At 64.3% G+C, this 26,156-nt stretch carries 29 protein-coding genes; 12 read left to right on the top strand and 17 right to left on the bottom strand.

Annotated features, from left to right (window positions below; all coding sequences use genetic code 11):
• Position 1: 1 nt before the first annotated feature.
• From C7440_RS13515 to C7440_RS13495, 5 genes are read right to left on the bottom strand one after another with little or no spacing between them, the layout of a single operon-like run.
• Positions 2–829: an SDR family oxidoreductase gene (locus tag C7440_RS13515; protein ID WP_116518930.1), complete on the bottom strand. Its 828-nt coding sequence runs from the start codon at positions 827–829 to the stop codon at positions 2–4.
• Positions 830–873: 44 nt separating this feature from the next.
• Positions 874–1,494 carry a cysteine hydrolase family protein gene (locus C7440_RS13510; RefSeq protein ID WP_116518929.1) on the bottom strand — a complete coding sequence of 207 codons (621 nt, stop codon included), beginning with the start codon at positions 1,492–1,494 and terminating at the stop codon, positions 874–876.
• Complete coding sequence (locus tag C7440_RS13505) at positions 1,491–2,024, bottom strand: aromatic-ring-hydroxylating dioxygenase subunit beta (RefSeq protein WP_116518928.1); 534 nt, start codon at positions 2,022–2,024, stop codon at positions 1,491–1,493. Before C7440_RS13505 ends, C7440_RS13510 begins: the two co-directional genes overlap by 4 nt.
• A 13-nt stretch (positions 2,025–2,037) precedes the next feature.
• Positions 2,038–3,342, bottom strand: a complete 1,305-nt coding sequence (locus tag C7440_RS13500) for an aromatic ring-hydroxylating dioxygenase subunit alpha (RefSeq protein ID WP_116518927.1) — start codon at positions 3,340–3,342, stop codon at positions 2,038–2,040.
• Positions 3,343–3,357: 15 nt separating this feature from the next.
• Positions 3,358–4,551 carry an ABC transporter substrate-binding protein gene (locus tag C7440_RS13495; protein WP_116518926.1) on the bottom strand — a complete coding sequence of 398 codons (1,194 nt, stop codon included), beginning with the start codon at positions 4,549–4,551 and terminating at the stop codon, positions 3,358–3,360.
• Positions 4,552–4,755: 204 nt separating this feature from the next.
• Between C7440_RS13495 and C7440_RS13490 the strand changes: the two genes are divergently transcribed.
• The gene (locus C7440_RS13490; RefSeq protein ID WP_026067749.1) at positions 4,756–5,736 is read left to right on the top strand and encodes an AraC family transcriptional regulator; all 981 of its coding nucleotides are present in this window, start codon (positions 4,756–4,758) and stop codon (positions 5,734–5,736) included.
• A gap of 234 nt (positions 5,737–5,970) precedes the next feature.
• Here C7440_RS13490 and C7440_RS13485 read toward each other — a convergent pair whose 3' ends face one another.
• The 4 genes from C7440_RS13485 to C7440_RS13470 are packed head-to-tail and all read right to left on the bottom strand — an operon-like array spanning position 5,971 to position 9,331.
• Complete coding sequence (locus tag C7440_RS13485; RefSeq protein ID WP_017523478.1) at positions 5,971–6,681, bottom strand: ABC transporter ATP-binding protein; 711 nt, start codon at positions 6,679–6,681, stop codon at positions 5,971–5,973.
• Positions 6,678–7,430, bottom strand: coding sequence for an ABC transporter ATP-binding protein (locus C7440_RS13480; RefSeq protein ID WP_017523479.1), 753 nt, complete (start codon positions 7,428–7,430; stop codon positions 6,678–6,680). Before C7440_RS13480 ends, C7440_RS13485 begins: the two co-directional genes overlap by 4 nt.
• Positions 7,427–8,401 carry a branched-chain amino acid ABC transporter permease gene (locus tag C7440_RS13475; protein ID WP_116518925.1) on the bottom strand — a complete coding sequence of 325 codons (975 nt, stop codon included), beginning with the start codon at positions 8,399–8,401 and terminating at the stop codon, positions 7,427–7,429. The genes C7440_RS13480 and C7440_RS13475 overlap by 4 nt, the downstream gene beginning before the upstream one ends.
• Before the next feature lie 9 nt (positions 8,402–8,410).
• Positions 8,411–9,331, bottom strand: coding sequence for a branched-chain amino acid ABC transporter permease (locus tag C7440_RS13470; RefSeq protein ID WP_017523481.1), 921 nt, complete (start codon positions 9,329–9,331; stop codon positions 8,411–8,413).
• A gap of 202 nt (positions 9,332–9,533) precedes the next feature.
• Here C7440_RS13470 and arsC point away from each other — a divergent pair, with 202 nt between their 5' ends.
• The 3 genes from arsC (at position 9,534) to C7440_RS13455 (ending at position 11,265) form a co-directional block, all read left to right on the top strand.
• The gene (gene arsC / locus C7440_RS13465) at positions 9,534–9,872 is read left to right on the top strand and encodes an arsenate reductase (glutaredoxin) (RefSeq protein WP_116518924.1); all 339 of its coding nucleotides are present in this window, start codon (positions 9,534–9,536) and stop codon (positions 9,870–9,872) included.
• Between the two features lie 245 nt (positions 9,873–10,117).
• On the top strand, positions 10,118–10,555 hold the full coding sequence (locus C7440_RS13460) for an MbcA/ParS/Xre antitoxin family protein (RefSeq protein WP_017523483.1): 438 nt from the start codon (positions 10,118–10,120) through the stop codon (positions 10,553–10,555).
• A gap of 23 nt (positions 10,556–10,578) precedes the next feature.
• Entirely contained in the window at positions 10,579–11,265 is a 687-nt protein-coding gene (locus tag C7440_RS13455; RefSeq protein WP_116518923.1) for an RES family NAD+ phosphorylase, read from the top strand.
• Between the two features lie 148 nt (positions 11,266–11,413).
• Here C7440_RS13455 and C7440_RS13450 read toward each other — a convergent pair whose 3' ends face one another.
• Positions 11,414–12,304: a dienelactone hydrolase family protein gene (locus C7440_RS13450; RefSeq protein ID WP_116519119.1), complete on the bottom strand. Its 891-nt coding sequence runs from the start codon at positions 12,302–12,304 to the stop codon at positions 11,414–11,416.
• Positions 12,305–12,582: 278 nt separating this feature from the next.
• On the opposite strand from C7440_RS13450, the gene C7440_RS13445 reads away from it, so the two are divergent.
• Positions 12,583–13,566, top strand: a complete 984-nt coding sequence (locus tag C7440_RS13445) for a cation diffusion facilitator family transporter (RefSeq protein ID WP_116518922.1) — start codon at positions 12,583–12,585, stop codon at positions 13,564–13,566.
• A 1-nt stretch (position 13,567) separates the two neighbouring features.
• Here the strand turns inward: C7440_RS13445 and C7440_RS13440 are convergent, their stop codons facing one another.
• Entirely contained in the window at positions 13,568–13,945 is a 378-nt protein-coding gene (locus tag C7440_RS13440; protein ID WP_116518921.1) for an EF-hand domain-containing protein, read from the bottom strand.
• Positions 13,945–14,190 (bottom strand): glycine zipper 2TM domain-containing protein, encoded by a 246-nt coding sequence (locus tag C7440_RS13435; RefSeq protein WP_116518920.1) that lies wholly within the window; start codon positions 14,188–14,190, stop codon positions 13,945–13,947. Before C7440_RS13435 ends, C7440_RS13440 begins: the two co-directional genes overlap by 1 nt.
• 205 nt (positions 14,191–14,395) lie before the next feature.
• On the opposite strand from C7440_RS13435, the gene C7440_RS13430 reads away from it, so the two are divergent.
• Positions 14,396–16,699, top strand: coding sequence for a heavy metal translocating P-type ATPase (locus tag C7440_RS13430; RefSeq protein ID WP_083851215.1), 2,304 nt, complete (start codon positions 14,396–14,398; stop codon positions 16,697–16,699).
• Here the strand turns inward: C7440_RS13430 and C7440_RS13425 are convergent.
• Positions 16,672–16,875: a heavy-metal-associated domain-containing protein gene (locus tag C7440_RS13425; RefSeq protein WP_017523492.1), complete on the bottom strand. Its 204-nt coding sequence runs from the start codon at positions 16,873–16,875 to the stop codon at positions 16,672–16,674. The genes C7440_RS13430 and C7440_RS13425 overlap by 28 nt on opposite strands.
• 100 nt (positions 16,876–16,975) lie before the next feature.
• On the opposite strand from C7440_RS13425, the gene cueR reads away from it, so the two are divergent.
• The 6 genes from cueR to C7440_RS13395 all read left to right on the top strand — a co-directional run bounded on the left by cueR (position 16,976) and on the right by C7440_RS13395 (position 21,297).
• Positions 16,976–17,380 carry a Cu(I)-responsive transcriptional regulator gene (gene cueR / locus C7440_RS13420; protein WP_116518919.1) on the top strand — a complete coding sequence of 135 codons (405 nt, stop codon included), beginning with the start codon at positions 16,976–16,978 and terminating at the stop codon, positions 17,378–17,380.
• Positions 17,381–17,384: 4 nt separating this feature from the next.
• Positions 17,385–18,362 (top strand): glutathione S-transferase family protein, encoded by a 978-nt coding sequence (locus C7440_RS13415; RefSeq protein WP_116518918.1) that lies wholly within the window; start codon positions 17,385–17,387, stop codon positions 18,360–18,362.
• 57 nt (positions 18,363–18,419) lie between these two features.
• The gene (locus C7440_RS13410) at positions 18,420–20,186 is read left to right on the top strand and encodes a thiamine pyrophosphate-requiring protein (RefSeq protein WP_116518917.1); all 1,767 of its coding nucleotides are present in this window, start codon (positions 18,420–18,422) and stop codon (positions 20,184–20,186) included.
• A gap of 17 nt (positions 20,187–20,203) precedes the next feature.
• The gene (locus tag C7440_RS13405; protein ID WP_133244293.1) at positions 20,204–20,410 is read left to right on the top strand and encodes a hypothetical protein; all 207 of its coding nucleotides are present in this window, start codon (positions 20,204–20,206) and stop codon (positions 20,408–20,410) included.
• A gap of 98 nt (positions 20,411–20,508) precedes the next feature.
• Positions 20,509–20,847 carry an ElaB/YgaM/YqjD family protein gene (locus tag C7440_RS13400; RefSeq protein WP_017523497.1) on the top strand — a complete coding sequence of 113 codons (339 nt, stop codon included), beginning with the start codon at positions 20,509–20,511 and terminating at the stop codon, positions 20,845–20,847.
• Positions 20,848–20,850: 3 nt separating this feature from the next.
• Positions 20,851–21,297, top strand: a complete 447-nt coding sequence (locus C7440_RS13395; protein WP_116518915.1) for a hypothetical protein — start codon at positions 20,851–20,853, stop codon at positions 21,295–21,297.
• Positions 21,298–21,313: 16 nt separating this feature from the next.
• Here the strand turns inward: C7440_RS13395 and ligD are convergent, their stop codons facing one another.
• From ligD to C7440_RS13375, 4 genes are read right to left on the bottom strand one after another with little or no spacing between them, the layout of a single operon-like run.
• Positions 21,314–23,884, bottom strand: coding sequence for a DNA ligase D (ligD, locus tag C7440_RS13390; protein WP_116518914.1), 2,571 nt, complete (start codon positions 23,882–23,884; stop codon positions 21,314–21,316).
• A 59-nt stretch (positions 23,885–23,943) separates the two neighbouring features.
• Positions 23,944–24,867, bottom strand: coding sequence for a non-homologous end joining protein Ku (gene ku, locus C7440_RS13385; protein ID WP_116518913.1), 924 nt, complete (start codon positions 24,865–24,867; stop codon positions 23,944–23,946).
• A 34-nt stretch (positions 24,868–24,901) separates the two neighbouring features.
• On the bottom strand, positions 24,902–25,933 hold the full coding sequence (locus C7440_RS13380) for a DNA topoisomerase IB (protein WP_116518912.1): 1,032 nt from the start codon (positions 25,931–25,933) through the stop codon (positions 24,902–24,904).
• A 13-nt stretch (positions 25,934–25,946) separates the two neighbouring features.
• Positions 25,947–26,129 (bottom strand): hypothetical protein, encoded by a 183-nt coding sequence (locus C7440_RS13375; RefSeq protein WP_017523502.1) that lies wholly within the window; start codon positions 26,127–26,129, stop codon positions 25,947–25,949.
• Between the last annotated feature and the right edge of the window lie 27 nt (positions 26,130–26,156).

Genomic DNA, 26,156 nt, shown 5'->3' with positions numbered 1-26,156 from the left:
GTCATGCCTGTTCTTTGAGCAGTTTTTCGAACCACCATCGGGGCGATTTGCCCTGGTCCGGTCCCAGGATGGAAAAGCCGCCGTCCACCGGGATGTCGACGCCGGTGATCCATGACGCCGCATCGCTGGCCATGAAGGCGACGGCATTGCCGATTTCGGCGCCGTCGCCCACGCGGCCCAGCGGGTGAAGGGCCGCCGCGACCTGGTCGGCGTCTTCGCGCGAACCGTTGCTGAAGCGTTCGACCGAGGGCGACCATGTCCAGGCGGGCGACACGGCGACGGCGCGCAGGCCGTCCGGGGCCAGCGTAACGGCAAGGTTCTTGGTGAACTGCAGCATGGCGGCCTTGGAGGCGGGGTAGAGCGCGCGGCCGGCCGCGCCGAATTTGCCGCCCGTGCTGCCCAGGTTGATGATGGCGCCGCCCGGCTTCATGTGGACGCAGGCCTTCTGGGCGAAGATGGCGGCCGACACCAGGTTGACGCCCAGCGTGTGGTGCCACTGCGCGCGCGTGGAATCCAGGCCTTCGTCCTCATAGACGCAGGCGTTGTTCACCAGAACATCGAGCCGGCCGAAGGCATGCAGTGTCTGCTGTATGCAGCGATCGATGTCTTCGTCCTGCTGGATGTCGGTGGGGCAATACAGGGCTTCCGCACCCTGGCTGCGCAGCTCGCCGACCAGTGCGTCTCCCTTGTCGGCGTTGCGGCCCACAATCACCACCGAGGCGCCGCAACGAGCCAGCACCCGGGCGATGTCGGCGCCCAGGCCCTGGGAGCTGCCGGTGATGATGGCGGCTTTGCCGGCAAGATCGACGGGTGGGCGGGAAGAGCTCATTGATTCGGTCCTGAAAGGTAAAAAGGGGAAGGACGCCTGTTTGTTCAGGCCAGGGGGTAGCTGCGCTCCAGCGCCTCGGTGTCGAGTATTTGCGCGATCAGGCTCATGCTGTGCAGCGAGGCCCGGTGAACGGCCGGGTCGGCGGCCGAACAGGCGTCGGCCGCAACGCTGGCTTCGAAGCCCATGTCCACCGCATGGCGCACCGTGCTTTCGACCACTGAGTGCGTGGCCACGCCCGCTACCAACAACCGCGATACGCCCAGCACCCGCAGGATTTCTTCAAGCTGGGATCCGAAGAAGGCGTTGATGCGCGAGTGCTTGACGACGAACTCGCGGCCGTTGTCCACCATGGGCGCCAGGCTGGAGTAGAACTGGGCGCCCCAGCTACCCTCTTGTACCGCTCCGATCTTGGCGACGTTGCGGAATATGGGCGCGTTGGTGATGATGTCGGCGCCGTCTTCACGGTAGGCCACGCGCACGTGGACAATGGGCATGGCGCGCGCCCGGGCGCGATTCAACAAGGCTTCGGCGGCCGCCACCAGCCGGTCGCGCGTCGGGCTGTCGGCCGCCAGGCCCACGCGTATCTTGCCCTCGGGGTGCAGGACATCGTTCTGATAATGCAGCGCAAGCAGCGCGGTGCCGGCGCCCGGTGGGGGACGATTCATATGTACACCTGGATGGCGCTGTGGACGTCGTCGCAATTGACGAGGTTCACCTGCTTGAGCCTGATGCGCCAGCTGTCGTCGTGCGCAACCAGCTTGTGTATGTAAGAGCCCGCCATGTGGCGCAGGGCGTCCTTGCGCCATTCCGTCAGGTGGAAGGCTGAGCGCACGATCAGGCAACCGTCGGCATCGGTGCCGTCTATCATGACGCTGCCGACCACACGGCTGGTATGGGTAATGGGCTGCTGGGCCCAGTTGCGCGGGTTTTCAAGCGTGCGCATGCGCAGTTCGCGCAGCATGCCGTTGTCCCAACAGAGCGAAATATGGTCGAAGGGGCTTGCCTGGCCATGCTGCTGGGGAATCCAGTACATGCCGTCTTCGGTCCAGAGGTCGAGCCAGCGCTGCCATTGGCGCTCATCGAGCAGGCGCGCCTCGTTGTAGATGAACTGCTGCACGCGGTGGTGGGTTTCGAGCGGGACGGTGATGTCTTTTTTCTCGTCGGTCGATACGTCGAAGTCGATGTCGAATAGCATGATGAAGAGCTCCTTATATCTCGCCCAGCATGTATTGCTTCCAGGCCTGGAACTGGTTGCGCATGGGTAGCTCGCTGGTGCCGTTGATCGAGGTCATGCCGCCCTCGATGGGCTTGTCGGTGCCGGCGTAGCGGTGCTGGCTGACCCAGTCGCCGCCGCGTGTCTGGTTGCCCTGCTGGCACCGGCCGTACAGCTCGATGTCGTCGGGCATCACGTTGGAAGAGGGCGAGTTGATGAGGTTGGCGTACATCAGCCCGCGCTTGAAGATCGCCTCGGGCGCGCCCTTGAGCCGGAAGGTCTGGATTTCGACCATGGTGCGGTCTACCGATATGGGCCTTATTACCCGAAACTGCTGGAACACCGTGTGCGGCGACCCGCTGCCATAGATGATGGTGTTGTGGCGGTTTTCGCCCAGAATGGCCAGGGCGCGCTCGCGTCCGTAGGCGGCCTCGAGCGATTCGAAATGCGAGCGGGTGACCGGGTCGGTTTCGATGGCGCCGGGGTTGAAGATGCCTTCCATATAGCCGTGGCCATAGTCAAAGGCCATGAGCGAAAGCTTCTCCCAGAAGTCGTAGGGTTCGCCGTTGCCGTCCATGATGTGCAGCTCGAGCGGCATGCTGCCATAGGCCTCGGCCTGTTCGCGCGCCGAGGTGTACGAAGATTCGTGCGTGACGTTGGCGTGCATGGTGTCATGCAGGTTCTCGTAGAACACCTTCCAGTTAGAGGGCTGCATTACCTTGAACACGCCGCCTGCCACTTCGACTTCGCCCTCGGGAGAGCGGTCGCACAGATTGTCGATGGACGAGCGTACGCCGCCCAGGAAATCGCTTAGCGACGGCCCTTCGGCGGCCTGGCTGGCGAACACAAAGCCGCGGTAGTTCTCGACCCGGGCCAGGGCCCGCATCGAGAACTCGGGCGAGGCCGGATCGAAGCGGGTGCCTTCGAAGCCGCGCCTTATGGGCGCGGCCAGATGGCTGCCGTCGAGCTTGAACGTCCAGGCATGGTAGGGGCAGCGGAAGAACTTGCCCGCATTGCCGTCGCCCCGCGCGACCAGCATGGCTCCCTTGTGCGGACATCGGTTGTACAGCACGTGCACCTTGTTGTCGACGCCGCGCACCATGATCACGTCCTGGTCGCCGATGCGGGTGGTGTGGTAATCGCCCACCTTGGGCACCTGGCTTTCGTGGCCGGCGTATATCCAGGCATGGCCGTATATGCGGTCCATTTCCAGCTGGAAGATCTCGGGGTCGGTATACACCGACTTGTGCACGCTGTCGGGACGTACGAGCCCGGCAATGCTTTCGTTGCTGTAAGACATGGTGTGTTGCTCCTGCTATGACTGCCCCATCTTGCATTCGGCTGCGAAGGGGTCGTGGTAGTCCTCCAGAATGGTGCTGACCTTTTTGTTGGTAATGCGCCCCTGGCCGTCCTTGACGACTTCGCGCAGGTAGTAGTCCTGGATGGGGTACTGGTTGGTGTTGAACTTGAAGTCGCCCCGCACCGACTTGAAATTGGCCGCCTTGAGCGCTTGGCGGAAGGCGTCCTTGTCTTCGATGTTGCCCTTGACGTCGCGCACGGCAGAGTCGAGCAGCATGGCCGCGTCGTAGCCCTGAGAGGCATAAAGGGTGGGAATGCGGCCGTACTCTTTCTCGAAGTCGGCGACGAACTTCTGGTTTTGCGGGTTGTCCAGGTCGGGAGACCACTGCGACGAATTAAAGGTGCCCAGCATGGGCTCGCCCACCGCCTTGATGGTGTCCTGGTCGCCAGAGAATCCGGGCATGTAGATCTTCATGTTCTTGGCCAGGCCGGAGCCTTCGAGCTGCTTGATGAAGCTGATGCCCATGCCCCCAGGCAGGAAGAAGAACACAGAGTCGGCCCCCGAGGCCCGGGCCTGCGCCAGTTCGGCCGAATAATCCAGCTGCCCGAGCTTGACATACACCTCGTCGGCGATCTTGCCTTTGTACAGGCGCTTGAAGCCGCCGATGGATTCGCGGCCGCCCGGGTAGTTGGGAGCGATCAGGAATACGCTTTTGTGCTGCTGCTCGGATACATACTTGCCCATGGCGGCAGGAATGTCTTCGTTCTGCCATGAAACCACGAAGAAGTTCTTGTTGCAGTTTTTGCCGGCATAGTCTTCGGGGCCGGTATTGGTCGAAATGTAGACGGTATCGCTGCTTAATATGCTGGGCATCAGGGGCAGCAGCACATTCGAGAACACCATGCCGGTCATGACGTCGACGTGATCGCGCTTGATGAGGCGGTCGGTGGCCTGGCGCCCGACGTCGGCCTTTTGCTGGTCGTCCACCACGATGACTTCAGTGTCGAGGCCTCCAAGCTTGCCGCCGGCATGCTTGAGCGCCAGCTGGAAGCCGTCGCGTATGTCGATGCCCAGGGCGCCTCCGGGGCCGGATAAAGTGGAAAGGAAGCCCACCTTGATCGAATCGGCTGCGTGGGCGGGTGAAAGGCTCAGGGCGGCTGCGCACAAGGCGGCGGCGAGGGTGCCCAGCTTCAGAGTGGCCGGTTTCATATGCTTGTCTCCATTTTTTTATAGGTCGTAACCAGGGGGGCCCTGAACGTTTGGCGCGGCGGGCGTTTGCATGGATGCCGCTTGTTCGGAGCTTCCCTATATGATGTTGGGGAAGGGATGGGTGGGGATATCCCTTTCTGGCAATTTTCAGCCAGCTCGTGCAACATTTGCCTATCAACCGTCATCCGCGCCAGGAGCCGTACGATGGAACCATGGTTTAGAGGGGGCTTGGCCCCGCTGTACGACGCACCACCGCTGTTTGCTTCCCGCGATCCGCAAGAGGCCAAGCTGGCCACCGCGGGGGCGCTCAAAGAGCATGACTTGGTCTGGCGATCCGGCAAGGTCGATTCCTTCCTGCGCCACCTGCAGTTGGGCGAGGTCTCGCTGTTCGTGCTGCGCTATGGCGCCGCTGTGCACATCGCCCCGGGCGAGCTACGGCATTTTCTGCTGTTCCAGGTGCCGCTCGAAGGTTCGGCGCGCATCGCGGTGGGCGACTCGGTCGTGTCGGCCGATTCCCGCACGGGCGCGCTTATCTCGCCTACCTTGCCGCTGCGGCTCGACTGGAGCGAAGGCTGCGAACAGCTGCTGCTGAAGGTGCCGCGCGAACGCGTCGAAGCGTCCTGTAGCACCTTGCTGGGCGCCCAGCTCGACCAGCCGGTCGAGTTCTGCCCGCAGTTTGCGCTGGACACGCCGCAGGGCAGGTCGTGGCAACATCAAATAGGCGCCTTGCTCAGCTGGTTTCAGGCGCCGGGCGCGGCGCCGCCTTCAAAATGGGTCAAGGCCCAGGAAGAAACCCTCATTCAGCACCTGCTGCTGTGCCAGCGCCATAATTATTCCGAGCTGCTGCAGCGGCGCTCGGGCGCGGCCAGGCGCAATGTGCGCATGGCCGAAGAATACATCCGCGAGCACCTGCAAGAAGCCCTCGACCTGGCGGGCATTGCCCAGGCGGGGGGCTCAAGCGTACGCAGCCTGTGTGCGGCGTTCAAAGAGCAGCACGGCGTTTCGCCCATGGTCTACGTACGCGAGCAGCGCATGGCCCAGGCGCATGCCGAGCTGCTGGCCGCCGCGCCGGGCACCCGGGTTACCGATATCGCCCTGCGCTGGGGGTTTACCCATCTGGGGCGTTTCTGTACCCGCTATCGGCAGCGCTACGGGCGCACGCCGCTGCAGACGTTGCAGCGATAGCAGGAACCGCCACTATCTGGGTTCTTTAGCGCCACCGCAGGCGATGCCGTTCAGGCCGGGCGGTCGGGCGGTCGGGCGGTTTGTGGCAGCGCCCTCCAACGCCCGTCCTGAACGGCATCGCCCACGGCGGCTTGCATTTGTGGCTTGCTGGGATTCGCAAACCTAGCACAGCAGAACGCCAGCGGGCGACTTGCTCCGGCACGGGCTGGCTGCCAATGGCACTGCACACATGCTTCAGACACCGATGTATCGTTCCCACACGTCGGGCGATTGTCGCAGGGTGTCGGAATCGCCACTCCATACGACCTGGCCGCGTTCGATGATGGTGTGCCGGTCGGCCAGCTCGATCAGCCGCTGCACGTATTTGTCGATGACCAGGGTGGTCTGGCCCAGCGCCTTGAGCTGGGCCAGGCATTGCCAGATTTCTTCGCGGATGAGCGGGGCCAGGCCCTCGGTGGCTTCGTCAAGGATCAGCAGCTTGGGATTGGTCATCAGCGCCCGGCCAATGGCCAGCATCTGCTGTTCGCCGCCCGACAACTGGTTGCCCATGTTTCCGGCCCGCTCTTGCAGCCGCGGAAACAGCGCATAGATGCGCTCGAGCGTCCAAGGCTCGGCGGCGCCGCTGCGGTTGCCGGCGAAGGCGACCAGGTTCTCTCGTACCGAGAGGTTGGGAAAGATGTGCCTGCCTTCGGGCACCACGGCCACGCCCAGGCGAGCGATGCGGTCGGCGCTCCAGCGTCCGATGTCGTGGCCGTCAAAGTGTATGCTGCCGCCCTGAATGCGGGCAAGGCCCAGCACCGAGCGCACCGTGGTGGTCTTGCCCATGCCGTTGCGCCCCAGCAGGGTGGCGGTTTCGCCGGCCTCGATGGCCAGGTCGATGCCGAACAACACCTTGCTGCTGCCGTAGGCGGTTTCGATGGCTTTTACTTCAAGCAGCGGGTTCATGCGCTTACCTCGTCGCCCAGATAGGCCTTGCGTACTTCGGCGTTGTGGCGGATTTCGCCGGGGGTGCCGGTGGCGATGACGCGGCCCGACACCAGCACCGAAATGCGATCGGCAAGCTGGAAAACGGTCTCCATGTCGTGCTCGACCAGCAGCACGGTAAGCTCCTGGCCCAGCGACTGGATGAGAGGCATGAGACTGCGCGACTCTTTGGGGCCCATGCCCGCCATGGGCTCGTCCAGCAGCAGCATGCGCGGACGGGTGGCCAGGGCCAGGCCGACCTCGAGCATGCGCTGCTCACCGTGCGCCAGGCTGCCGGCCGGCGCTTCCAGGCGACGGTCGAGCCCGATCTTGTGGGCCAGTGCGCGGGCTTCGTCGAACAAGGCCGATTCGCTGATGGCGGCGCGCCAGAATCGCATGCTGGAGCCATGGCGTGCCTGTACCGCCAAGGCCAGGTTGTCGAGCACTGTGCACTGGCGGAAGATGTTGGTGATCTGGTAAGAGCGTGCCAGGCCCAGCCTTACCCGTTCGTTCATGGGCAGGGCGGTGATGTCCTGGCCGTGGAACACGATGCTTCCTTCGTCTGGGGCGAGGCCGCCCGAGATCTGGTGGATGAGGGTGGTCTTGCCGGCGCCGTTGGGGCCGATGATGGCATGCATCTCGCCCTCGGCCACGGCCAGGTCGAGGTGGTCCGTGGCCACCAGGCCGCCGTAGCGGCGCACCAGGCCACGCAGTTCGAGCAGGGGCGTCATGGCTTGTCTCCGGTGGGGGCGTCGGCCCTGCGCGGGCGGCGCAGGGCCAGGCTGGCCAGCCCGTTGGGCAAAAACAGCACGATGGCCAGCAGGACAAAGCCCAATATGAAGGCCCAGTGCGTGGTGTAGGCCATGAGGATCTCTTCGAGCACCAGCAGCGTAACGGCGCCGATGACGCCGCCGAAGAAGTAGCCCAGCCCGCCCACCAGTACCATGACCATCAGCGTGCCCGACTGCATCCAGTGCAGCTGGCTGGGGCTGGCCATGTAGTTCTGGTTGGCGAAAAGAGCACCCCCCAGGGCGGCGATTGCGCCGGCAATCACGAAGGCGGCCAGCTTGAAGCGAAACACGGGGTAGCCTATGGCTTGCATGCGGGTTTCGTTCTCGCGTATGCCTTGCAGCACTCGGCCGAAGCGCGCATTGACGAGACGATGCATCAGGAAGAGCACGGCCACGGTAAGGGCCAGGCACACGTAATAGAACACCGTGTCGGACGAAAGATCGATGCCCAGCTGGGACCGCTGCATGATGGCCAGGCCGTCATCGCCGCCATAACTGCGCAGCGAGACAAAAATGTAGTAGGTCATCTGGGCGAACGCCAGCGTGATCATGATGAAATACACGCCCCGGGTGCGCAGGCAGACCAGGCCGATGAGGAAAGCCAGCACGGCGCCCACCAGAACGGCGGCCGGCCAGCTGAGCCAGGCCGAGGGCAGGTCGTGGTACATCAGTATGGCGACCACGTAGGCGCCCGCGCCGAAGTAGGCGGCATGGCCCAGGCTGACCATTCCGCCGAAGCCCAGAATGAGGTTGAGGCTGGAGGCCACGAGGGCAAAGATAATGAGGCGGGAGCCGAAGCTGATGTAGAACTCTTGGCCGAACCAGGCGGCCACGGGCGGAAAGGCCAGCAGCGCGATGAGCAGGGCGGCGATCCAGGGGCCCGAAAGGCGATGATGCAAAGTGCTGTGCATGCGGGCTCCTTAGCTGCGGGCGGGAAACAGGCCTTCGGGCTTGAAGAACAGCACCCCGGCCATGAGCAGGTAGATCAATATGGACGCCAGCGCGGGCCCGAGGCTCGACGCCACGGCCGCCGGCATGATGGCATGCAGCAAAGAAGGCAGCAGCGTGCGGCTGAGCGTGTCGACGCAGCCAACCAGTATCGAGCCGATCAGCGCCCCCCTGATCGAGCCTATGCCTCCGACGACAATCACCACGAAGGCCAGGATGAGTATGCTTTCGCCCATGCCCACCTGTACCGACAGTATGGTGCCCAGCAGGGCGCCGGCGATGGCGCATAGCGCTGCACCGAAGGCGAACAGCAGGGTGAAGATGGTCTTGATGTTCACGCCCATGGCCGTGGCCATTTCGCGGTTGGACGCACCGGCGCGCACGCGCATGCCCAGGCGCGTTTTGCTGACCAGCACATACAGCACCGCGGCGACGGCCAGGCCGGTGGCGATGATGAACAGGCGGAAGGACGAATACGAGAGGCCGGGCAGTATTTGCACCGGCTCCGAGAAGATCTCGGGCGCGTTCAGCCTTAACGGCTGTTCGCCCCAGACCATGCGCGCACCCTCGTTGAAGATCAGGATGAGGGCGAAGGTGGCCAGCACCTGCGACATGTGGTTGCGCTGGTACAGGCGCCGAAAGACCAGCACTTCAAGGATGACGCCGGCCACCATGGTGGCCGCCACGGCCAGCGCCAGGCCCAGCCAGAACGAGTCGGTGGCCATGATGAACGAGGCCGCGAAGTAGGCGCCCAGCATGTACAGCGAGCCATGGGCGAGGTTGATGAAATCCATGATGCCGAACACCAGGGTCAGGCCCGCCGCCAGCAGGAACAGCATCAAGCCGAACTGCAGGCCGTTAAGCGCCAGCTCGATCAGCAGCGTCAACTCCATTCATTGTCTCCGTATATTTATTTGAAGCTTGGATAATTGAAGCACATACAAGCTGAAAAAGGGTATTACAGCGCGCACGGCATGGCAAGAAGCCAGTAACGGCGGGACCCGCGAAGCTTTGCTGAATGTTGCGCCCGCGGCGTCGTATAGAATCAATGCACACTTTGCAGTGATTTTCACCGGGAGTACATAGGAAATGACCATGACCACCATCTATCACAATCCCCGCTGCAGCACGTCGCGCAACACGCTTGAACGACTGCGCGCGGCCGGCCGCGAGCCCGAAATCATCGAATACCTGAAGACGCCGCCCAGCCGCGACCAGCTTGCAAAGCTGATTTCCGACGCCGGCCTGACGCCGCGCGAGGCGGTGCGCGTCAAAGAGGCGGCTTATGCAGAGCTGGGCCTGGAGGGGGCGAGCGATGCGCAGTTGCTGGACGCCATGGCGGCCCATCCCATTCTTATCAACAGGCCCTTCGTCGTGACCGAAAAGGGCACGCGCCTGGGGCGGCCCATCGAGGCGGTGGACGAGATTCTTTGACGCCCGCCCGAGGCAATCGAACGACACTGCAGGCCTGGCGGTCGCTCGTTCTGCTGGGGAAGGAGGATGAAGGTTTTGCCATAGTCCTTATGTGGCTTGAAATACCCATGACGGCGCTGCAATATTGCCCCGGTGCTGCAGTGAGAGAGCGCCGCGGTATCCAAACTGCATGTTTCGGCATAAAAGCTTGAAATCATGGACTTTTCCTATTTTGGAGTATAAAATATCCATAAACGGAGTCCATTATGAGCCTCGCCTACGCTTATCCCTTCAGCCGCTTCGAACCCGCCAGCGTCGTCGACCTTAACGCGCGCCCGGTGCGCGAGCGCCTTTCGGCCTCGGCCCTCAAGGGCTTCTTCAAGCTCGCCCAGGCCTGGAAGCTGCGCGACGAAGACGCCTGCGTGCTGCTGGGCGGGGTGTCCAGCAGCTCGTACTACGAATGGAAGAAAAAGCCTCAGCGCGTGCTCGAGGTCGACCGCCTTACGCGCATTTCGTACCTGCTGGGCATCTACAAGTCGCTGCACATTCTGTATGGCGACGAACTGGCCGACCAATGGGTGCACCTGCCCAACCGCAATGCGCTGTTTGGCGGCCGCACACCGCTGGCATACATGATGGAAGGCGGGCTTATCGCCATGCAGGCCGTAAGGCAGCTGCTCGACGCCCGGCGCGGCGGCATCTAGGCCGCCGCGGCAAGGCCAGGCCCATGTCCACGCTACCCCCGGTTTCGCTCGTGCGGCAGCTGGATACCGTGCGCCTGCTGCCGTCGCGCTTTGCCGACCAGGAAGACTCGGTGCTGGCACCCCTGGCCGAAGACGCCGACCATCTTGCCGATCTTTTCGCGCTCGACAATGCCACCAACCAGCGTTTGCGCGCCGAACGCGGCGGACTGGCCGGCATAGGCATAGACGAGCTCGTGTTCGGCGTGCCCAATTTTCGCATCGTCAATGCGGCCTTCACTTACCCTCGTCCCGAGGGCAGCCGCTTCAATTCGGGCGAGCGGGGCGCCTGGTATTGCGCTTTCGACGCCCAGACCGCGCTGGCCGAAATCGTTTTCCACAAAACGGTCGAGTACGCTGAAATCGACTATTTCTCCGACAGCGTCAGCTACCAGGCGCTGCTGGCTGACTTCAGCGGCCAGTTCCACGACCTTCGCCATTCCCCCGATTTCGTCGAATGCCTTAGCCCCGGCAGCTATGTGGCCTCGCAAGAACTGGCCCAGCGCCTGCTTGAAGAGGGCTCGATGGGGGTGGTGTATCCCAGCGTGCGCAGGCACCACGGCACCAACCTGGCCTGCTTCAGGCCCGCGTTGGTGGGCAATGTGCGCCGGGCCCAGGCCTACAGGCTTACATGGTCGGGGGCGCCCAGCCCCTCGATAGAACAGCTGTCCTGATCGGCGGTTTCGGGCGGCGGCCGCCTCGCGTTCGCGATCTGGATTCCGGCCCCCTGTTGCGGGTTGGCCCAACGTATCAAGCGCGCCCGCCGTCGGGCGGCCCGGCCATGCGGTACCTGGCCGCGATTTGGCCCGCGCCAGGCGGGCATCAGTCTTTCAGATGCTTGCCAAAGAACTCCAGCGTGCGGCTCCAGGCCAGCTTGGCGGCTTCTTCATCGTAGCGGGGCGTGGTGTCGTTGTGGAAGCCGTGCTGGGTGCCCGGGTAGATGAAGGCCTGATATTCGACCTTGTTGTCCTTCAAGGCCTGTTCGAAAGCGGGCCATCCGGCATTGACGCGCTCGTCGTTCTCGGCGTAATGGATGAGCAGCGGCGCCTTGATGCTTGCGGTTTCTTCGGCGCTGGGCTGGGTGCCGTAGAAGGGCACGCCCGCGGCCAGGTCGGCGCGCTGCACGGCCAGCTTGTTCACTATGCCGCCCCCGTAGCAAAAGCCTACCGCGCCATAACGGCCGCTGTAGTCGGGGTGCTTCTGCACGTAGTCGACGGCGGCGAACAGGTCTTCGCGCGTCTTGGCCTGGTCGAGCTTGGCAAACAGGGCTCGTGCTTCGTCTTCATCGCCGGGATAGCCGCCAAGCGGTGTCAGGGCATCGGGCGCAAAGGCGATATAGCCTTCGACGGCCAGGCGGCGCGCGACGTCTTCAATATAGGGATTCAGTCCCCGGTTCTCGTGATACACGATTACGGCGGGAAGCTTGCCCTGAGGCTGGGCGGGCAGGGCGAGGTAGCCTTTCATGGTGCCGCTGCCCTGGGGCGAGGGGTATTTTTGCCGGCTGGTGGTAATGCGCTTGTCCGACTCGGGCACCTGCTTGGCCCAGGCGAAGTTGGGCTTGAGGCTTTCAAGCAGGGCGGTGGCGGTCAGGCCTCCGACGGCATAGCGGGCGGCCTTTTGCAAGAAGGCCCTGCGGTCCAGGGCGCCATGCACGTATTGGTCGAACAGGCGAAGCACGTCGGGGTGGAAATCAGAGACTTTCTTGCGGTTCATGGCGGCTCCCGGTGGGTGGTGGTCGTCATCGGAAAGCATACTTTGAGCCGGGGCGGGAGAAAACTGTTTTTTCATTGTCGGAGTTTTCAAGGGTAGTGCGTTCAGCCCATGGGCAAGGCCCAGGACGCGGAACCCGGCTCCCCAGAGGCCTGCAGCGAGCACGGGGCAGGCTATCATCCGAGCGATGCTTCGGGTACAAACTGGTATAAACAGCTATTCCGTGGCACCGGGCACCGGCATTCACGACGGACCCACCTGCATTCAGGACAGATCGCTACATGAGCAATTCAAAGCACGACCACGATCATTCGCATGATCATGGCCACGACCATGGCGCCCAGGGCCATGGCCATCATCACCACGGCCCCGGAGGGCATGCGCACGGCGTTACCGACGAGCGCCGCCTGATGTGGGCCTTCGTCATCATCGCCGTGTTCATGGTGGTCGAAATCGCGGGCGGGGTGGTGTCGGGTTCCCTGGCGCTGCTGGCCGACGCCGGCCACATGGCCAGCGATGCCGCTGCCCTGGCTTTCAGCTGGCTGGCCGTACGCATCGGCAAGCGGGCGGCGACCGAACAGCTTTCCTACGGTTTTCGCCGGGTCGAGATCCTGGCGGCTTTCGTCAACGGGCTGGCGCTGTTCGCCATCGCGGCCTGGATCGTGGTCGAGGCGGTGCGCCGCTGGTTCGAGCCGGCGCCGATATTGGGCGGCCCCATGCTGGTCGTGGCGGTGGCCGGCCTGGCCGCCAACATCGCGGCCTTCTTCGTGCTGTTTCGGGGCAGCCACGACAACCTCAACCTGCGCAGTGCCTTGCTGCACGTGGTGGGCGACCTGCTGGGGTCGGTGGCCGCCATCGCGGCGGCCGTGGTCATACTATGGACGGGCTGGACGCCCATCGACCCGATTCTGTCGGTATTGGTGGCGCTGATCATCCTGAAAAGCGCATGGGGGGTGGTGCGTTCGGCGGGCCACATTCTTCTGGAAGGCACGCCGCCAGGCGTCAGCATTGCCGAGATCAAGGCCGATCTCGAGACCCAGGTGCTTCTTGTGCACGATGTCCATCACATCCATGTGTGGTCGATCACCGCCGACAAGCACCTGCTGACCCTGCACGTGGTGCCGCGCGGGCAAGCCGCGCCCCGCGAGGTAATCGGCGCGGTGCGCGCCAGGCTGGCCGAACGCTTTGGCATCGATCATGCCACCATACAGGTCGAAGAAAGCCATTGCGCCGATCTGCCCGGCGACCGCGCCGCCTGCTGCTGAATCAGGGCTGCAGCACGCCGTCCTTATCGTAGTCGTAGCGGTCGAAGTCCCGCATGACGTGGTCTAGGAACTCGTCGAGCGCGATCTGGCCGTCCTTGTTCTTGTCGACCGCAGCGAACTGTTCGGGCGTCAGCACGGTGCTTGCCTCGGTCTGACTAAGGCGCTTGTTGCCGTCGGTGTCCAGTTTCTGGAACGATTCGCGCATGAATTGCTCGTATTCGGCCCTGCTGATGCCGCCGCTTCCGTCACGGTCGAGCTGGGCGAAATGTTCAGGGGTAAGTTGGGGCTGCGCGGCCGGCGTGGTCTGGGCGTGGCCCGTGCCCAGCAGGACAAGAGCAAACGCCATGGCGGCGACAGGCTTGATGGTGAGGTTCTTCATTATTTGCACCCCATTTGGTTGCCAAGATAGCCGCCCGCGCCAATGCCCACCGCGGTCGACACGGTGCGGCCTCGTCCGCCGCCGACCGTGCTGCCCAGCAGACCGCCGACGACGGCCCCGCCTACGGTGCCCGCGATGCAATTGAACTCGGAATGCTTGGAGCTGCCGTGCGAGTTCGAGGGCGTCTGGCATGCCGCCAGCGCACCCAGGCTGGCCAGGGCCAGTACCAGTGTCGCTTTTCTCATGGTTGTCTCTTTATGTGGTGGGGAAAGGATACGCCCGAGCCTGTGATTCACAACTTGGCAGAGGATATTGCATTGAGTTTATATCTGAAAAGCCTTTTTTTCGCTTGCCTGAAAGCTTTTTTTCGCGCGCTTGACCTTTACATGATGGTAAGGTTTACGGTGGCCTCATTGGAACAAATCGGAGGGCCGTGCGCCCATTGAAGCCATGAATGCAATTCGCCCAGGCGCATCCGCGCCCATCCAGCCATTCACACAGTCCATCACCCTTGACGTCGAGGGAATGAGTTGCGCCTCGTGCGTGGGACGCGTAGAGCGCGCCCTCAAGGCGGCGCCGGGCGTCGCCGACGCCAGTGTGAACCTGGCCACCCAAAAGGCCGAAGTGTATTTTGAACACACTCCCGACGTGCAGGCGGCCATCCAGGCGGTGGGCAAGGCCGGCTACGAGGCGCGCCAGGCGCGGGCCGATACGGCGGCGCAAGATGAATTGGCCGAACGGCAGCGCGCCGAAAGCGCCGAGCTTCGAAGGGCGCTCATCATCGCCTTCGTCCTGACCCTGCCGGTGTTCCTGCTGGAGATGGGCTCGCACTTTTTCATGCCGGTGCACCACTTCGTGGCGGAGACCATAGGACTCGAATTCAGCTGGCGCCTGCAGTTCGTGCTGACGACACTGGTGCTGGCCGGGCCGGGCCGCCGCTTCTTTCTTCGCGGCGTGCCGGCGCTGCTGCGCGGAGCGCCCGACATGAACTCCCTGGTGGCGGTCGGCGCTGGCGCCGCCTATGCCTATTCGGTGGTGGCCACCTTCCTGCCGGGCCTGCTTCCCCAGGGCACGGTCCATGTCTACTTCGAGGCGGCGGCTGTCATCGCCACGCTGATCCTGCTGGGCCGCTATCTCGAGGCTCGGGCCAAGGGCCGCACTTCCGAGGCCATCAAGCGGCTCATGACCCTGCAGCCGCGCACCGCGCGTGTCCGGCGCGGCGACGATTTCATCGAACTGCCCATCGACCAGGTACAGGCGGGCGACACGTTGCTGGCGCGGCCCGGCGAACGGATGGCGGTGGACGGAGAAGTCGTGGCCGGCGAAAGCTTTGTCGATGAATCGATGATCACCGGCGAGCCCGACCCGGTGCGCAAAGGCGAGGGCGCCCAGGTGGTGGGCGGCACGGTGAACCAGTCGGGCTCGCTTACTTATCGGGCCACGCAGGTGGGCGCGGACACCGTGCTGGCCCGCATCATCGCCATGGTCGAGCACGCCCAGGCGGCCAAGCTGCCCATTCAGGCCCTGGTCGATCGCATCACGATGTGGTTCGTGCCCGCCGTCATCGCCGTGGCCCTGCTTACCTGTGCCGTCTGGTTCTTTTGGGGACCGTCGCCGGCACTGACGTTTGCCCTGGTCAACGGCGTGGCGGTGCTGATCGTTGCCTGCCCCTGCGCCATGGGCCTGGCCACGCCCACCTCCATCATGGTGGGCATGGGGCGGGGCGCGCAGATGGGCATATTCTTTCGCCGCGGCGAGGCCTTGCAGCAATTTGCAGAAACGCGCGTGGTGGCGTTCGACAAGACCGGCACCCTGACCCTGGGCAAGCCCGCACTCACCGACCTGATCACGGCCGAGGGTTGGGAGCGCGCCGACGTACTGGCCCATATCGCCGCCGTCGAAGGGCATTCCGAGCACCCCATCGCGCAGGCGCTGGTGGCCGCGGCCCAGGCCGAATCGCTTTCCCTGCCCAAGGTCGAGCAGTTCCAGGCCGAGACCGGATCGGGCGTATGGGGGGTGGCCGGAGGCAGGCGTGTCCATATTGGCGCCGACCGCTATATGCGCAAGCTGGGCATCGACGCGCAACGATTCTCCGACGATGCCCGGCGCCTGGCGGACGAAGGCAAGACGCCGATCTACGCCGCCGTCGACGGGCGCCTGGCCGCCATGCTGGCGGTGGCCGACCCCATCAAGCCCACCACGTCGAAGGCCATAGCGGCCCTGCACGGGCTGGGCCTGAAGGTAGCCATGATTACGGGCGACGACCGCCGCACGGCGCAGGCCATCGCGCGCCAGCTGGGCATAGACGAGGTCGTGGCCGAGGTGCTTCCCGAAGGCAAGGTTGCAGAGGTGGAGCGGCTGCGCAGCCAGCACGGAGCGCTGGCCTTCGTGGGCGACGGCATCAATGATGCGCCGGCCCTGGCCGCCGCCGACGTGGGCGTGGCGGTGGGCACGGGCACCGACGTGGCCATGGAGGCCGCTGATGTGGTGCTGATGTCGGGCGACTTGATGGGCGTGCCCGGGGCCCTGGCATTATCGCGCGCCACGCTGCGCAATATCCGCCAGAACTTGTTCTGGGCCTTTGCCTACAACACGGCGCTGATTCCGGTGGCGGCAGGGGTGCTGTATCCGGTAATGGGCGTGCTGATGTCGCCCGTGTTTGCCGCCGGCGCCATGGCGTTGTCGAGCGTCTTCGTGCTGGGCAACGCCTTGCGCCTGCGAGGCTTTCAGTTGCCGGCGGGCTCGGGCGTATAGCCGGCGTCGGCAATGGCGGCCTTTACCGCCTCGCCGTCGGCCTCGCCCTGCACACGCACGCGGTGCCGGTCAAGGTCGACTTCTACGGAAGCTTGGGGGGCCACCTGCTTGACAGCCTTGGTGATCGCGCCTGCACAGTGGCCGCAGGTCATGTCCTGAACGCGGAATTCAAGCATTTGTGTTCTCCATGAAGTTGGACTTGAACTTTAAACCTTGCCGCCATGGTAAGGTCAAGGCTGGGCAAGGCACCGATCGGTGCAAGCAAGGGAAAGCGACATGAACATAGGCCAGGCCGCGGCGGCCTCGGGCGTTACGGCGAAAATGATACGCTACTACGAAAGCGTGGGGTTGCTGCCGGCTGCCGTGCGTTCCGCCGCCGGCTACCGCCAGTACGGCGAGGTCGATGTCCAGACCCTCAGGTTCATCCGCCGTGCGCGCGATCTGGGCTTTTCGCTCGATCGCATCCGCATGCTGGTCGGGCTATGGAAGGACAAAAGCCGCAAAAGCCAGGACGTCAAGCGGCTGGCCGGCCAGTACATCGGCGAGCTCGACCAGGACATCGCCAAGCTGCAGTCCATTCGCGACCAGTTGCGGGTTCTGGCCGATTGCTGCCATGGCGACGACCGCCCCGGTTGCCCGATACTCGAGGAGCTCTCCAGCTTCGGAACCAGCCAGAGGTGAATGAATGGGTTTGCTGATAGACGGTCAATGGACCGACCAGTGGTACGACACGAAAAGCACGGGCGGGCGCTTCGTGCGCAGCGAGGCGCAGTTCCGCAACTGGATCACGCCCGACGGCTCGGCGGGGCCTTCGGGCGAGGGCGGTTTTGCGGCCGAGCCCGGCCGCTACCACCTTTACGTCTCGCTGGCATGCCCCTGGGCTCACCGCACCCTGATATTCCGCGCGATCAAGCAGCTCGATTCCTTCATAAGCGTGTCGGTGGTGAATCCGCTGATGGCCCACCATGGCTGGACCTTCGAGCCCGACGAAGGCGTGGTGGCCGACCACGTCAACCACGCCAGCTATGTGCATCAGCTGTATACGCTGGCGCAACCCGGCTACACGGGTCGGGTCACCGTGCCAGTGCTGTGGGACAAGCAGCGGCGCACCATCGTCAACAACGAATCGTCCGAGATCATCCGCATGCTCAACAGCGCCTTCGACGGCGCAGGCGCGGCGGCGGGCGACTATTATCCGACCGGGCTGCGCGAACAGATCGACGAGGTCAACGCCGACGTCTATGCCAACATCAACAATGGCGTCTATCGGGCCGGCTTTGCCACCTCGCAAGAGGCCTATGAGCAGGCGGTCCAGGAACTGTTCCAGGCACTTGGCAGAATGGAGCGCCGCCTGCTGAAGCAGCGCTACCTTGCTGGAGCCGTCCTGACCGAGGCCGACTGGCGGCTGTTCACGACCCTGTTGCGTTTCGACCCGGTGTATTACGGGCATTTCAAGTGCAACCTCAAGCGCCTGGTCGATTTCCCCGGTCTCTGGGGCTTTACCCGGGAGCTCTATCAATACCCGGGCGTGGCCGCCACGGTGAACATGGACCACATCAAGGGCCACTACTACCGCAGCCACACGCAGATCAACCCGACCGGCATCGTGCCGGCCGGGCCTGTCATCGATTTCTCGGCCCAGCATCAGCGCGAACTCGTCTGAGCCTCGGGCATGTAGGTTGCTGCCTTTCCTGCTCGCAGAGCAAGCAGGAAGGCATCAATGCAAAACGTATCCGACTTTATCGTCAAGCGCCTGGATCAATGGGGCATCAGGCGCGTGTTCGGCTATCCCGGAGACGGCATTAATGGGCTGATGGCGGCCTTTGGCCGCACGGACCTGCCGTTGGAATTCGTCCAGACGCGGCACGAAGAGACCGCGGCCCTGATGGCTTGCGCCCATGCCAAATTTACCGGTCAGGTGGGCGTATGCGTGGCCACTTCGGGCCCGGGCGCCATACACCTGGCCAACGGCCTGTACGACGCCAGGATGGATCATCAGCCGGTGGTGGCCATCGTGGGGCAGCAGGCGCGCAGCGCGCTGGGCACCAATTACCAGCAGGAGGTCGACCTGCACAGCCTGTTCAAGGACGTGGCGCGCGACTTCGTGCACACGGCCAGCACGCCCACCCAGCTTCGGCACCTGATCGACCGCGCTTTGCGCATTGCGATGGAGCGGCGCAGCGTTACCTGCATCATTCTGCCCAACGACGTGCAAACCTTGCCGGCGGTCGAGGCACCGCCGCGTGAGCACGGCACGACGCATACCGGCATCGGCTACACCCATCACGCCAACGTGCCCGACGCGCATGCGCTGCGCAATGCCGCCGATGTCCTGAACAAGGGCGAGCGCGTGGCCATGCTGGTGGGCGCCGGTGCCATCGGCGCCGAGGAAGAGTTGCGCCAGGTCGCCGATGTGCTGGGTGCCGGGGTGGCCAAGGCCTTGCTGGGCAAGCCGGCGCTGGACGATCGCCTGCCTTATGTGACGGGCTCCATCGGCATGCTGGGCACCCAACCCAGCTGGGAGCTGATGAACGGCTGCGACACCTTGCTGATGGTGGGAACGGCCTTTCCGTATTCCGAGTTCCTGCCGCCCGAGGGACAGGCCAGGGCGGTTCAGATCGATCGCGACGGCAGCATGCTGAATCTGCGCTATCCCGTCGAGGTGGGGCTGGTAGGCGATGCCCGGCAAACCTTGCAGGCCCTGGTACCGTTTCTTGAATCCCGCAGCGATGATGCCTGGCGCAAGCGGATCGAAGGGCTGGTGTCGGAATGGTGGCGCAAGATGGAGGCCCGCGCCATGGTCGATGCCGATCCGGTCAATCCGCAGCGGGTCTTCTGGGAGCTTTCACCCAGGCTGCCCGACGACAGCATCATCACCTGCGATTCGGGTACGGCGGCGAACTGGTATGCGCGCGACATCAAGCTGCGCCCGGGCATGCAGGCCTCGCTGTCGGGCGGCCTGGCCACCATGGGCTGCGGCGTTCCCTACGCGCTGGCGGCCAAGCTGGCCAGTCCCGGCAGGCCGGTGTTCGCGCTGGTGGGCGACGGCGCCATGCAGATGAACGGCCTGAATGAATTGATCACCATCGCCGATCGCTGGCGCGACTGGCAGAATCCGACCTTGGTCGTCATGGTGCTTAACAACGGCGATCTCAACGAAGTAACCTGGGAGCAGAGGGCCGAAGGCGACCCGCGCGTGGACGTGACCCAGAGGCTGCCGCCTTTTCCCTATGCGGAATATGGGCGGATGCTGGGATTGCATGGCATGCGCGTAGACCGGCCCGACCGCATCGCGTCCGCCTGGGAAGAAGCCCTGAGCGCCGACCGGCCCGTGGTGCTCGAAGTGGTGGTCGACCCCAATGTGCCGCCCCTGCCGCCGCACATTCCCTGGAAGCAGGCCCGCGCCTATTTCCAGGCCCTGAGCAAGGACGATGAGCGCGGTTCCGTCCTGAGATCGACCCTGAAGCAATGGTGGGCCGGCAGATGAACAAGGAGAGCAGTTCGATGCAAGCAGCAAGCACACATACTCGCGCAGGCGGCGGGCAACCCGAGCCCGATCGCGAAAATAGCCGCCCGGCCATGCCCGAGGCCAGGCCCGACAAGGACGCCAAGCCCTCTCGGCGCCCGCCCGACAGCATTCCCGACCTGATGCCCGGCGTCGACCCGCAGCAGACTCCCGGCATCGACCGTACCCCGGCAGAGGGGGACTGATCCGGACCCTGCGCGGCCGGCACAGCGTTTGCTGCCGGCCTGGTTCGGACGGGCGTCGCGAACCGCGCCCGACATACACACACAGGAAAGGAGGATATATGGCCCAGAATCCTGCACGAAGCGAAGCCGACGCAAAACGCGACGATGTTGCTTCCAGTCTTAAAGAACTCATCAGCAGCGCGGAAGAGTTGCTGCGCTCCACGGCCAGCTACAGCGGCGCCGAGATCGAGGCCGCCCGGGGCCGCCTGAAGAATCAGCTCGAGCTTGCGCGCCTGGAAGCGGGGAACTACCGGCACACGCTGAAGGAAAGCTATCACGCGGTCTCGCAAGCGACCGATGAATGCGTGCACGAACACGCATGGAAAGCCGTGTGCATCGCGGGGGTGATCGGCCTTCTGCTGGGCAAGTGCCTGTCTTCCGACCACATGCGGAGGTGAGCCATGGCGCCGAATGCGGGGCGTGACAGCCCCAAGCCCAAAGGGGAGGCCTCCGGCAAGGAGTTCGACAAGGAAAGCGCCACGCGCAAGAGCGGACGCTGGGGGGCCAACGAGCCGCCCTATGGCGAGCACGAGCCTTCGGCCAAGTGCGACAGCCGGCAGCCCAATCCCCAAGGGCCGGAGTACGAGGAAGGCGGCGCATATCCCGGGCGCCCCTACAAGCGTTCCCCCGAATCCATGGAGAAGCCCTCGGGGCTTGGCAAGCGGCGCAGCCACGAAGCGGGAGAGCAGCCGACGCAGGAACGCACAGTGGGCAACCACCCCGCGGATCCCAACCGCATGGGCGCCGACTGGAATCTGCTGCCGCCGGGCATTTCGGACAAGGACGTTCGCGACCCGGGCGGCATGAAAGAGGGCGACGGCGGAAAGGAAGGCGGCAAGAAGAAGTAACCGGCCGCGGGGCCGGTTACGCCTGCAGTTCCTTCTGGAAACTCAGGCGCAGGGCCTTGCGGCTCGCCGCGTAATCCTGCCAGGGATCTCCGCCTTGTTCCTGGCGGTGCTTGAGGGCGTTGGCGATATTGAATCTTGCGGCGCGCAGGTCATGCCGTGAGTCGAGTTCGTCCCACGCCACAGGCATTGATACGGGCGCGCCCTGGCGGGCCCGTGCAGAAAAGGCAGCAATGGCGGTGGCGCCATTGCCGTTACGCAGGTAGTCGACGAAGATCAAGCCCTTGCGGCGCGCCTTCGAGACGCTTGCCGTGAACTGGGAAGGTGCTTCCCGCCCCAGATAGGCGGCCATGGCGCGCGAGAATTCCTTGGCCTTGTCCCATGAATGCGACGCCTTGATGGGCGCCACCAGATGCAGCCCCTTGCCCCCGGTGGTTTTCAGGTAGGGAACCAGTCCGGCCTCTTGCATGAGCCGCTGCACCAGGCGCGCGGCAATCACGATGTCGGCCCAAGGGATGTCGGGGTCGGGGTCCAGATCGAGGGTGATGCGGTCGGGCCGATCTGCGCGGGGCAGCGAAGAGCCCCAGGTATGAAATTCGATCACGCCGAACTGGGCCAGCTCCAGAAGTCCACGGGCATTCTCGATGACCACCTGTTCTTCGTCCAGCGTAACGCCCTCGGGCGGTTCGCTGCGCAGGTGCTTCTGGAAGAAGCAGGTGGCATTGGTTCCCTGCGGACAGCGCAGCAGCGCCACCCGCCTGTTCAGCAGGTGGGGCAGCATGAATTCGGCCACCGAGTCGTAGTATTCGACCAGTGCTTTCTTGCTGAAGTCGGGTTTGGTGTAGACCTTGCGTTCGGGGTGGCTGACACTGACGCCGCCTATCACCACGCGCCCTGCGCGGTTCGCTTTGGTGGCAGAGGCCGAACTGGGCGCCTTCTTCGCCTTGCGCTTGCGGCCGTCGCCCGCCTGCTCCGAATCGGCCTGCAATTGCTCCAGCGTCAACATCTCTTCACCGGTAACGGCCGAGGCGGGCTTGTCGTCGCGCAGGCCCCTGAAAGCCGCCTGGCGCAGCAGCCCGTCTTCGGTCCAGCCGGCATAGTCCACCTGCGCGACCAGCTTGGGGCTGACCCACTGGATGGCGCCGCTGCTTCGGCCATAGCGGCCTCGCCCCTCTGCAGAGGTGGAGAAGGGGCTGGTCTTGCGGTGCAGCTTCTGCAGCCGCCCGTGCAGATCCTTGAGGGTGGCCTGGGTAAAGCCCGTGCCTACCCGACCCGTGTAGTTCAGTTTTTTTCCATCGCGGAGCCCGACCAGCAGCGCGCCCAGGTACGAGCGGGCGCCCGAGGGTTCGGTATAGCCTCCGACCACGAACTCTTGTTGGGGCCGGCATTTCAATTTCAGCCAGGTCTTGCTTCGCCCGTCGGTGTAGGGCGAGTCTTTCTTCTTGCAGATCAGGCCCTCGAGGCTCAGCCTGCAGGCCTCCGTCCAGGCGCTGGCGCCCTCGGTGTCGCTGGAAACGTCCAGTTGCTGCGTGAACATGATGGGGCCATCCGCCGGCAGCGGCTCGAGCAGCTCCTGCAGCCGCCGCTGGCGCTCGGACAAGGGTTGGGCACGCAGGTCGACGCCATTCCAGAAAGGCAGGTCGAAGGCGACGAAGACCAGCCCGCCCGAAGCACCGTCCAGGGCCTGTTGCAGCGCCTGGAAGCGGCTGATGCCCTGGTCGTCAAAGCAGACCACCTCGCCGTCTATCCAGCCGTCGCCCAGGCCCAGTTTCTGAAGCTCGTCCGCCAGGCCCTTCATGCGTGCATTCCATTCATTGCCGTTGCGGCTGAGCAGCCTGGCCTTGCCGCCTTCGAGGCGGCACAGGATGCGGTAGCCGTCGTACTTCACTTCATAGGACCAGCCGGGCCCCCGGGGAGGACGATCGACCAGTGTGGCAAGCTGGGCCGGCAGGGAGGAGGGCGGCGGCTTGCGCATCGGGGGAGCCTTGCGCGGCTTGCCCGGGTTCGACGCATCGCCGGCCGCATCGGCTTTTCGTGCCGGGGCGGCCGGCGATACGTCGGAAGCGGCATCGGGGGGGGCCCCGTCCGTCTCGGCATCGTGGCCCGGCTGTGCATGCTCGTCATCGAGCTTGCGCAGCAGCCATTGCGTGCTTTCCTTGCCCGTGCGCAGCAGCACCCATTCGCCTTTGAGGCCGCCGTCCAGTTCGAACTTCAGGTGTCCGTCGTCCAGTGCGCGCGAGGGATCGGAAGAAGGCGTCCAGCTTCCGCTGTCCCAGATGTCCACGTGTCCGGCGCCGTATTGCCCGGCCGGTATGTCGCCTTCGAAATCACCATATTCGAGCGGGTGGTCTTCGACGTGGACGGCCAGGCGCTTGACGGCGGGGTCCAGGGACGGGCCCTTGGGCACCGCCCAGCTGACCAGCACGCCGTCGATCTCGAGCCGAAAGTCGTAGTGGAGGCGCCGGGCTTCGTGGCGCTGTATGACATAGCGCAGCGGGCGCTTCGCCGCCCTGGCCGACGTCCGTCCGCGAGGTTCTTCGGTGACTCGGAAGTTGCGCTTCCGACGATAGGTTTCCAGCCGGGTATTCATTCGGGTCACCTCGCCCAGGTTGTTTCATGCAGTCGCTTGCGGGGTAGAAGTCGAATGTATCAGGCCGTCTTGCGTCGTGTCCCGCCGGACGACGCCTTCTTGGCCGCAGTGGATGCTTTCTTGGCCGGGGCGCGCTTCTTGGCGGCCGCGCCCGGGGCTTTTCGCGCAGAGGCGCCAGTTTTCTTGCTTGCGCCGCCGCGCTCTTCTATGCTGCGCTGAAGCATGGACATGAGGTCGATGACCTTGCCCGACTTGCGGCGGGGCGCCTCCTCGGTCTCTTCCAGGGAATGGGTTCTGCCCGACGCTATTTTTTCTTCTATGGTGGCCAGGAGATCGTCGCGATATTCGTCGCGGTACTGCTCCGGATCCCAGGGCAGGGTCATGTCTTCGAGCAGACGCGAGGCCATCTGCATTTCGCGTGCGTTGGGCGCGCTGTCCTTGCCGTGGGGAATGTCCAGTTCGGCGGCGTCGCGGATTTCATCCGCGTAGCGCATGGTGACCAGCATCAGCACGTCATCGAGCGGGAACATCGCCGCCAGGTATTGCTTGGAATGCAGCACGACGGAAGCCAGGGCCAGGAGCCCGCTCTTGCGCAGCACTTCGCGAAACAGCACATAGCCCTTGTCGCCCCGCTTGTCGGGGGCCAGGTAGTAGGGCGTGTCAAAGTAGTACAAGGGTACTTCCGAGCCCTGCACGAAGCTCAGCACGTCTATGGACTGGGTCGCGGCCGTATTGGCGCGCTTGAAATCATCGTCGCTCAGAAAGACGTAATCGCCTTTCTCGTATTCGTAGCCCTTGACAATGTGCTCGGCCTCAATGGCCTTGCCGGTGCGCTTGTTGATGCGCTGGTAGCCCACGGGCGAGTTGTCGCGCTTGTCTATCCAGTCGAAGTCCAGGCGCGTCACACGCGTGGCCGAATGCAGCACGATGGGCACATGAACCAGTCCGAAGGTGATGGCGCCTTTCCAGATGACTCGAGCCATGATCAAGGCCTCTTTGTAATGCAGTGCCGCAAGGTCAGCAAACGGTGTTCCCGCTTGTTTCCCGGCTGGCCAGGAAAGCCAGCAGCCGGCGTTCGTCCGCCCGCAACCCCCTTGGGCCGTCGCAGGGCTCCCGACCGGGCAGCTCGCCCTGCAGATAAGCCTCGATGATGGCGGGGTGGATATAGCAGGCCCTGCAGACGGCGGGCGTGTTGTTCAGTTCCCGGGCCACGTCCTTGACCACCTGTACCAATACGGCCCGACTGGGCGGGCTGGTGCCGGCATGGCACTGCAAGGCGGCGAACGCGCGCAGCGAGCCGGCCCAGGTGCGATAGTCCTTGGCGGTGAAGTCGGCGCCGCTGGCCTGTTTCAGATAGGCGTTGACGGTCCCTGAATCCATGCTGTGCACTTCGCCTTCGCTGTCCAGGTATTGGAAGAGCTCTTGGCCCGGGAGCTCCATGCAGCGCCGCACGGCGCGCGCGATCCGCCTGTCGTTGACCGCCACGTCATGCATCACTCCGCTCTTTCCTCGAAAGCGGAACCGCACGCTTGCGGCGCCGAGTGTGGCGTGGCGAGGCTTCAGCGTCGTGAGGCCATAGCTTTTGTTGCGGCGCGCATACTCGCGGCTGCCGATGCGTATCAATGTGGTTTCCAGCAATTGGACGACCAAGGCGGCCACCTTGTCGCGCCCCAGGCTGTGGGCCCCCATATCGCGGGCAACCCGCCGGCGTATGCGTGGCAAGGCCAGCGCGAACTCTTGCAGATGCCCATAGTTGCTCAGGCGGCGCTGCGCCTGCCACAGGTCATGATACCGATATTGCTTGCGGCCCTTCGCGTCGCGGCCGGTCGCCTGCAGATGGCCCTGCGCGCTGGGGCTGATCCACACCTGGGTGTAGGCGGGCGGGATGGCCAGGGCCTTGATGCGCCGAAGCACATTCTTGTCGGCCACGGCCCTGCCGTCGGGATAGGTGTACCGGAAGCCGCGCCCCGATCGAACGCGGCCGATGCCCGCCTGCAGGTCGCTGGCATAGTGCAGCCGTGGTGCCGCTTCCGCGGACGGCGCGTGCATGGCGCCGGGGACATCAGGGGTGGTTTCCGCCCTTGCCGCGGGTCCGGCTGCTTTGCTGGTCCTGCCCCGAGCCGATCTGGCTGGCGTGGCCTTCCTTCTTGCTGCGGTTCTGCTGGGTGTCGTGGCTTTTCTGTTCTTCGCGGCGTGTGTCATTGTCCTGGACTTGCTGGTTGGATTCGCGTTCACGTGTTGCCATGTCGATCTCCTTGATGCGGGTGGTATG

The organism is Pusillimonas noertemannii (assembly GCF_003096595.1).
In the GTDB taxonomy this organism is placed as follows: Bacteria; Pseudomonadota; Gammaproteobacteria; order Burkholderiales; family Burkholderiaceae_B; genus Pusillimonas; species Pusillimonas noertemannii.
Note: the sequence above shows the minus strand (reverse complement) of the source record. Positions and strands in the feature narration are given on the sequence as shown.

What these genes read in the sequence shown, in the direction of transcription:
- C7440_RS13410 (WP_116518917.1), top strand. Translation starts at nt 18,420, where the DNA reads ATGCAAAACGTATCCGACTTTATCGTCAAGCGCCTGGATCAATGGGGC.
- C7440_RS13395 (WP_116518915.1), top strand. Translation starts at nt 20,851, where the DNA reads ATGGCGCCGAATGCGGGGCGTGACAGCCCCAAGCCCAAAGGGGAGGCC.
- C7440_RS13450 (WP_116519119.1), bottom strand. Translation starts at nt 12,304, where the DNA reads ATGAACCGCAAGAAAGTCTCTGATTTCCACCCCGACGTGCTTCGCCTG.
- ligD (WP_116518914.1), bottom strand. Translation starts at nt 23,884, where the DNA reads ATGAATACCCGGCTGGAAACCTATCGTCGGAAGCGCAACTTCCGAGTC.
- C7440_RS13445 (WP_116518922.1), top strand. Translation starts at nt 12,583, where the DNA reads ATGAGCAATTCAAAGCACGACCACGATCATTCGCATGATCATGGCCAC.
- C7440_RS13515 (WP_116518930.1), bottom strand. Translation starts at nt 829, where the DNA reads ATGAGCTCTTCCCGCCCACCCGTCGATCTTGCCGGCAAAGCCGCCATC.
- C7440_RS13485 (WP_017523478.1), bottom strand. Translation starts at nt 6,681, where the DNA reads ATGAACCCGCTGCTTGAAGTAAAAGCCATCGAAACCGCCTACGGCAGC.
- C7440_RS13415 (WP_116518918.1), top strand. Translation starts at nt 17,385, where the DNA reads ATGGGTTTGCTGATAGACGGTCAATGGACCGACCAGTGGTACGACACG.
- C7440_RS13480 (WP_017523479.1), bottom strand. Translation starts at nt 7,430, where the DNA reads ATGACGCCCCTGCTCGAACTGCGTGGCCTGGTGCGCCGCTACGGCGGC.
- C7440_RS13380 (WP_116518912.1), bottom strand. Translation starts at nt 25,933, where the DNA reads ATGCACGCGCCGTCCGCGGAAGCGGCACCACGGCTGCACTATGCCAGC.
- C7440_RS13495 (WP_116518926.1), bottom strand. Translation starts at nt 4,551, where the DNA reads ATGAAACCGGCCACTCTGAAGCTGGGCACCCTCGCCGCCGCCTTGTGC.
- C7440_RS13425 (WP_017523492.1), bottom strand. Translation starts at nt 16,875, where the DNA reads ATGCTTGAATTCCGCGTTCAGGACATGACCTGCGGCCACTGTGCAGGC.
- C7440_RS13470 (WP_017523481.1), bottom strand. Translation starts at nt 9,331, where the DNA reads ATGGAGTTGACGCTGCTGATCGAGCTGGCGCTTAACGGCCTGCAGTTC.
- C7440_RS13405 (WP_133244293.1), top strand. Translation starts at nt 20,204, where the DNA reads ATGCAAGCAGCAAGCACACATACTCGCGCAGGCGGCGGGCAACCCGAG.
- C7440_RS13460 (WP_017523483.1), top strand. Translation starts at nt 10,118, where the DNA reads ATGAGCCTCGCCTACGCTTATCCCTTCAGCCGCTTCGAACCCGCCAGC.
- cueR (WP_116518919.1), top strand. Translation starts at nt 16,976, where the DNA reads ATGAACATAGGCCAGGCCGCGGCGGCCTCGGGCGTTACGGCGAAAATG.
- C7440_RS13510 (WP_116518929.1), bottom strand. Translation starts at nt 1,494, where the DNA reads ATGAATCGTCCCCCACCGGGCGCCGGCACCGCGCTGCTTGCGCTGCAT.
- C7440_RS13500 (WP_116518927.1), bottom strand. Translation starts at nt 3,342, where the DNA reads ATGTCTTACAGCAACGAAAGCATTGCCGGGCTCGTACGTCCCGACAGC.
- C7440_RS13430 (WP_083851215.1), top strand. Translation starts at nt 14,396, where the DNA reads ATGAATGCAATTCGCCCAGGCGCATCCGCGCCCATCCAGCCATTCACA.
- arsC (WP_116518924.1), top strand. Translation starts at nt 9,534, where the DNA reads ATGACCACCATCTATCACAATCCCCGCTGCAGCACGTCGCGCAACACG.
- C7440_RS13400 (WP_017523497.1), top strand. Translation starts at nt 20,509, where the DNA reads ATGGCCCAGAATCCTGCACGAAGCGAAGCCGACGCAAAACGCGACGAT.
- C7440_RS13505 (WP_116518928.1), bottom strand. Translation starts at nt 2,024, where the DNA reads ATGCTATTCGACATCGACTTCGACGTATCGACCGACGAGAAAAAAGAC.
- ku (WP_116518913.1), bottom strand. Translation starts at nt 24,867, where the DNA reads ATGGCTCGAGTCATCTGGAAAGGCGCCATCACCTTCGGACTGGTTCAT.
- C7440_RS13435 (WP_116518920.1), bottom strand. Translation starts at nt 14,190, where the DNA reads ATGAGAAAAGCGACACTGGTACTGGCCCTGGCCAGCCTGGGTGCGCTG.
- C7440_RS13440 (WP_116518921.1), bottom strand. Translation starts at nt 13,945, where the DNA reads ATGAAGAACCTCACCATCAAGCCTGTCGCCGCCATGGCGTTTGCTCTT.
- C7440_RS13490 (WP_026067749.1), top strand. Translation starts at nt 4,756, where the DNA reads ATGGAACCATGGTTTAGAGGGGGCTTGGCCCCGCTGTACGACGCACCA.
- C7440_RS13455 (WP_116518923.1), top strand. Translation starts at nt 10,579, where the DNA reads ATGTCCACGCTACCCCCGGTTTCGCTCGTGCGGCAGCTGGATACCGTG.
- C7440_RS13375 (WP_017523502.1), bottom strand. Translation starts at nt 26,129, where the DNA reads ATGGCAACACGTGAACGCGAATCCAACCAGCAAGTCCAGGACAATGAC.
- C7440_RS13475 (WP_116518925.1), bottom strand. Translation starts at nt 8,401, where the DNA reads ATGCACAGCACTTTGCATCATCGCCTTTCGGGCCCCTGGATCGCCGCC.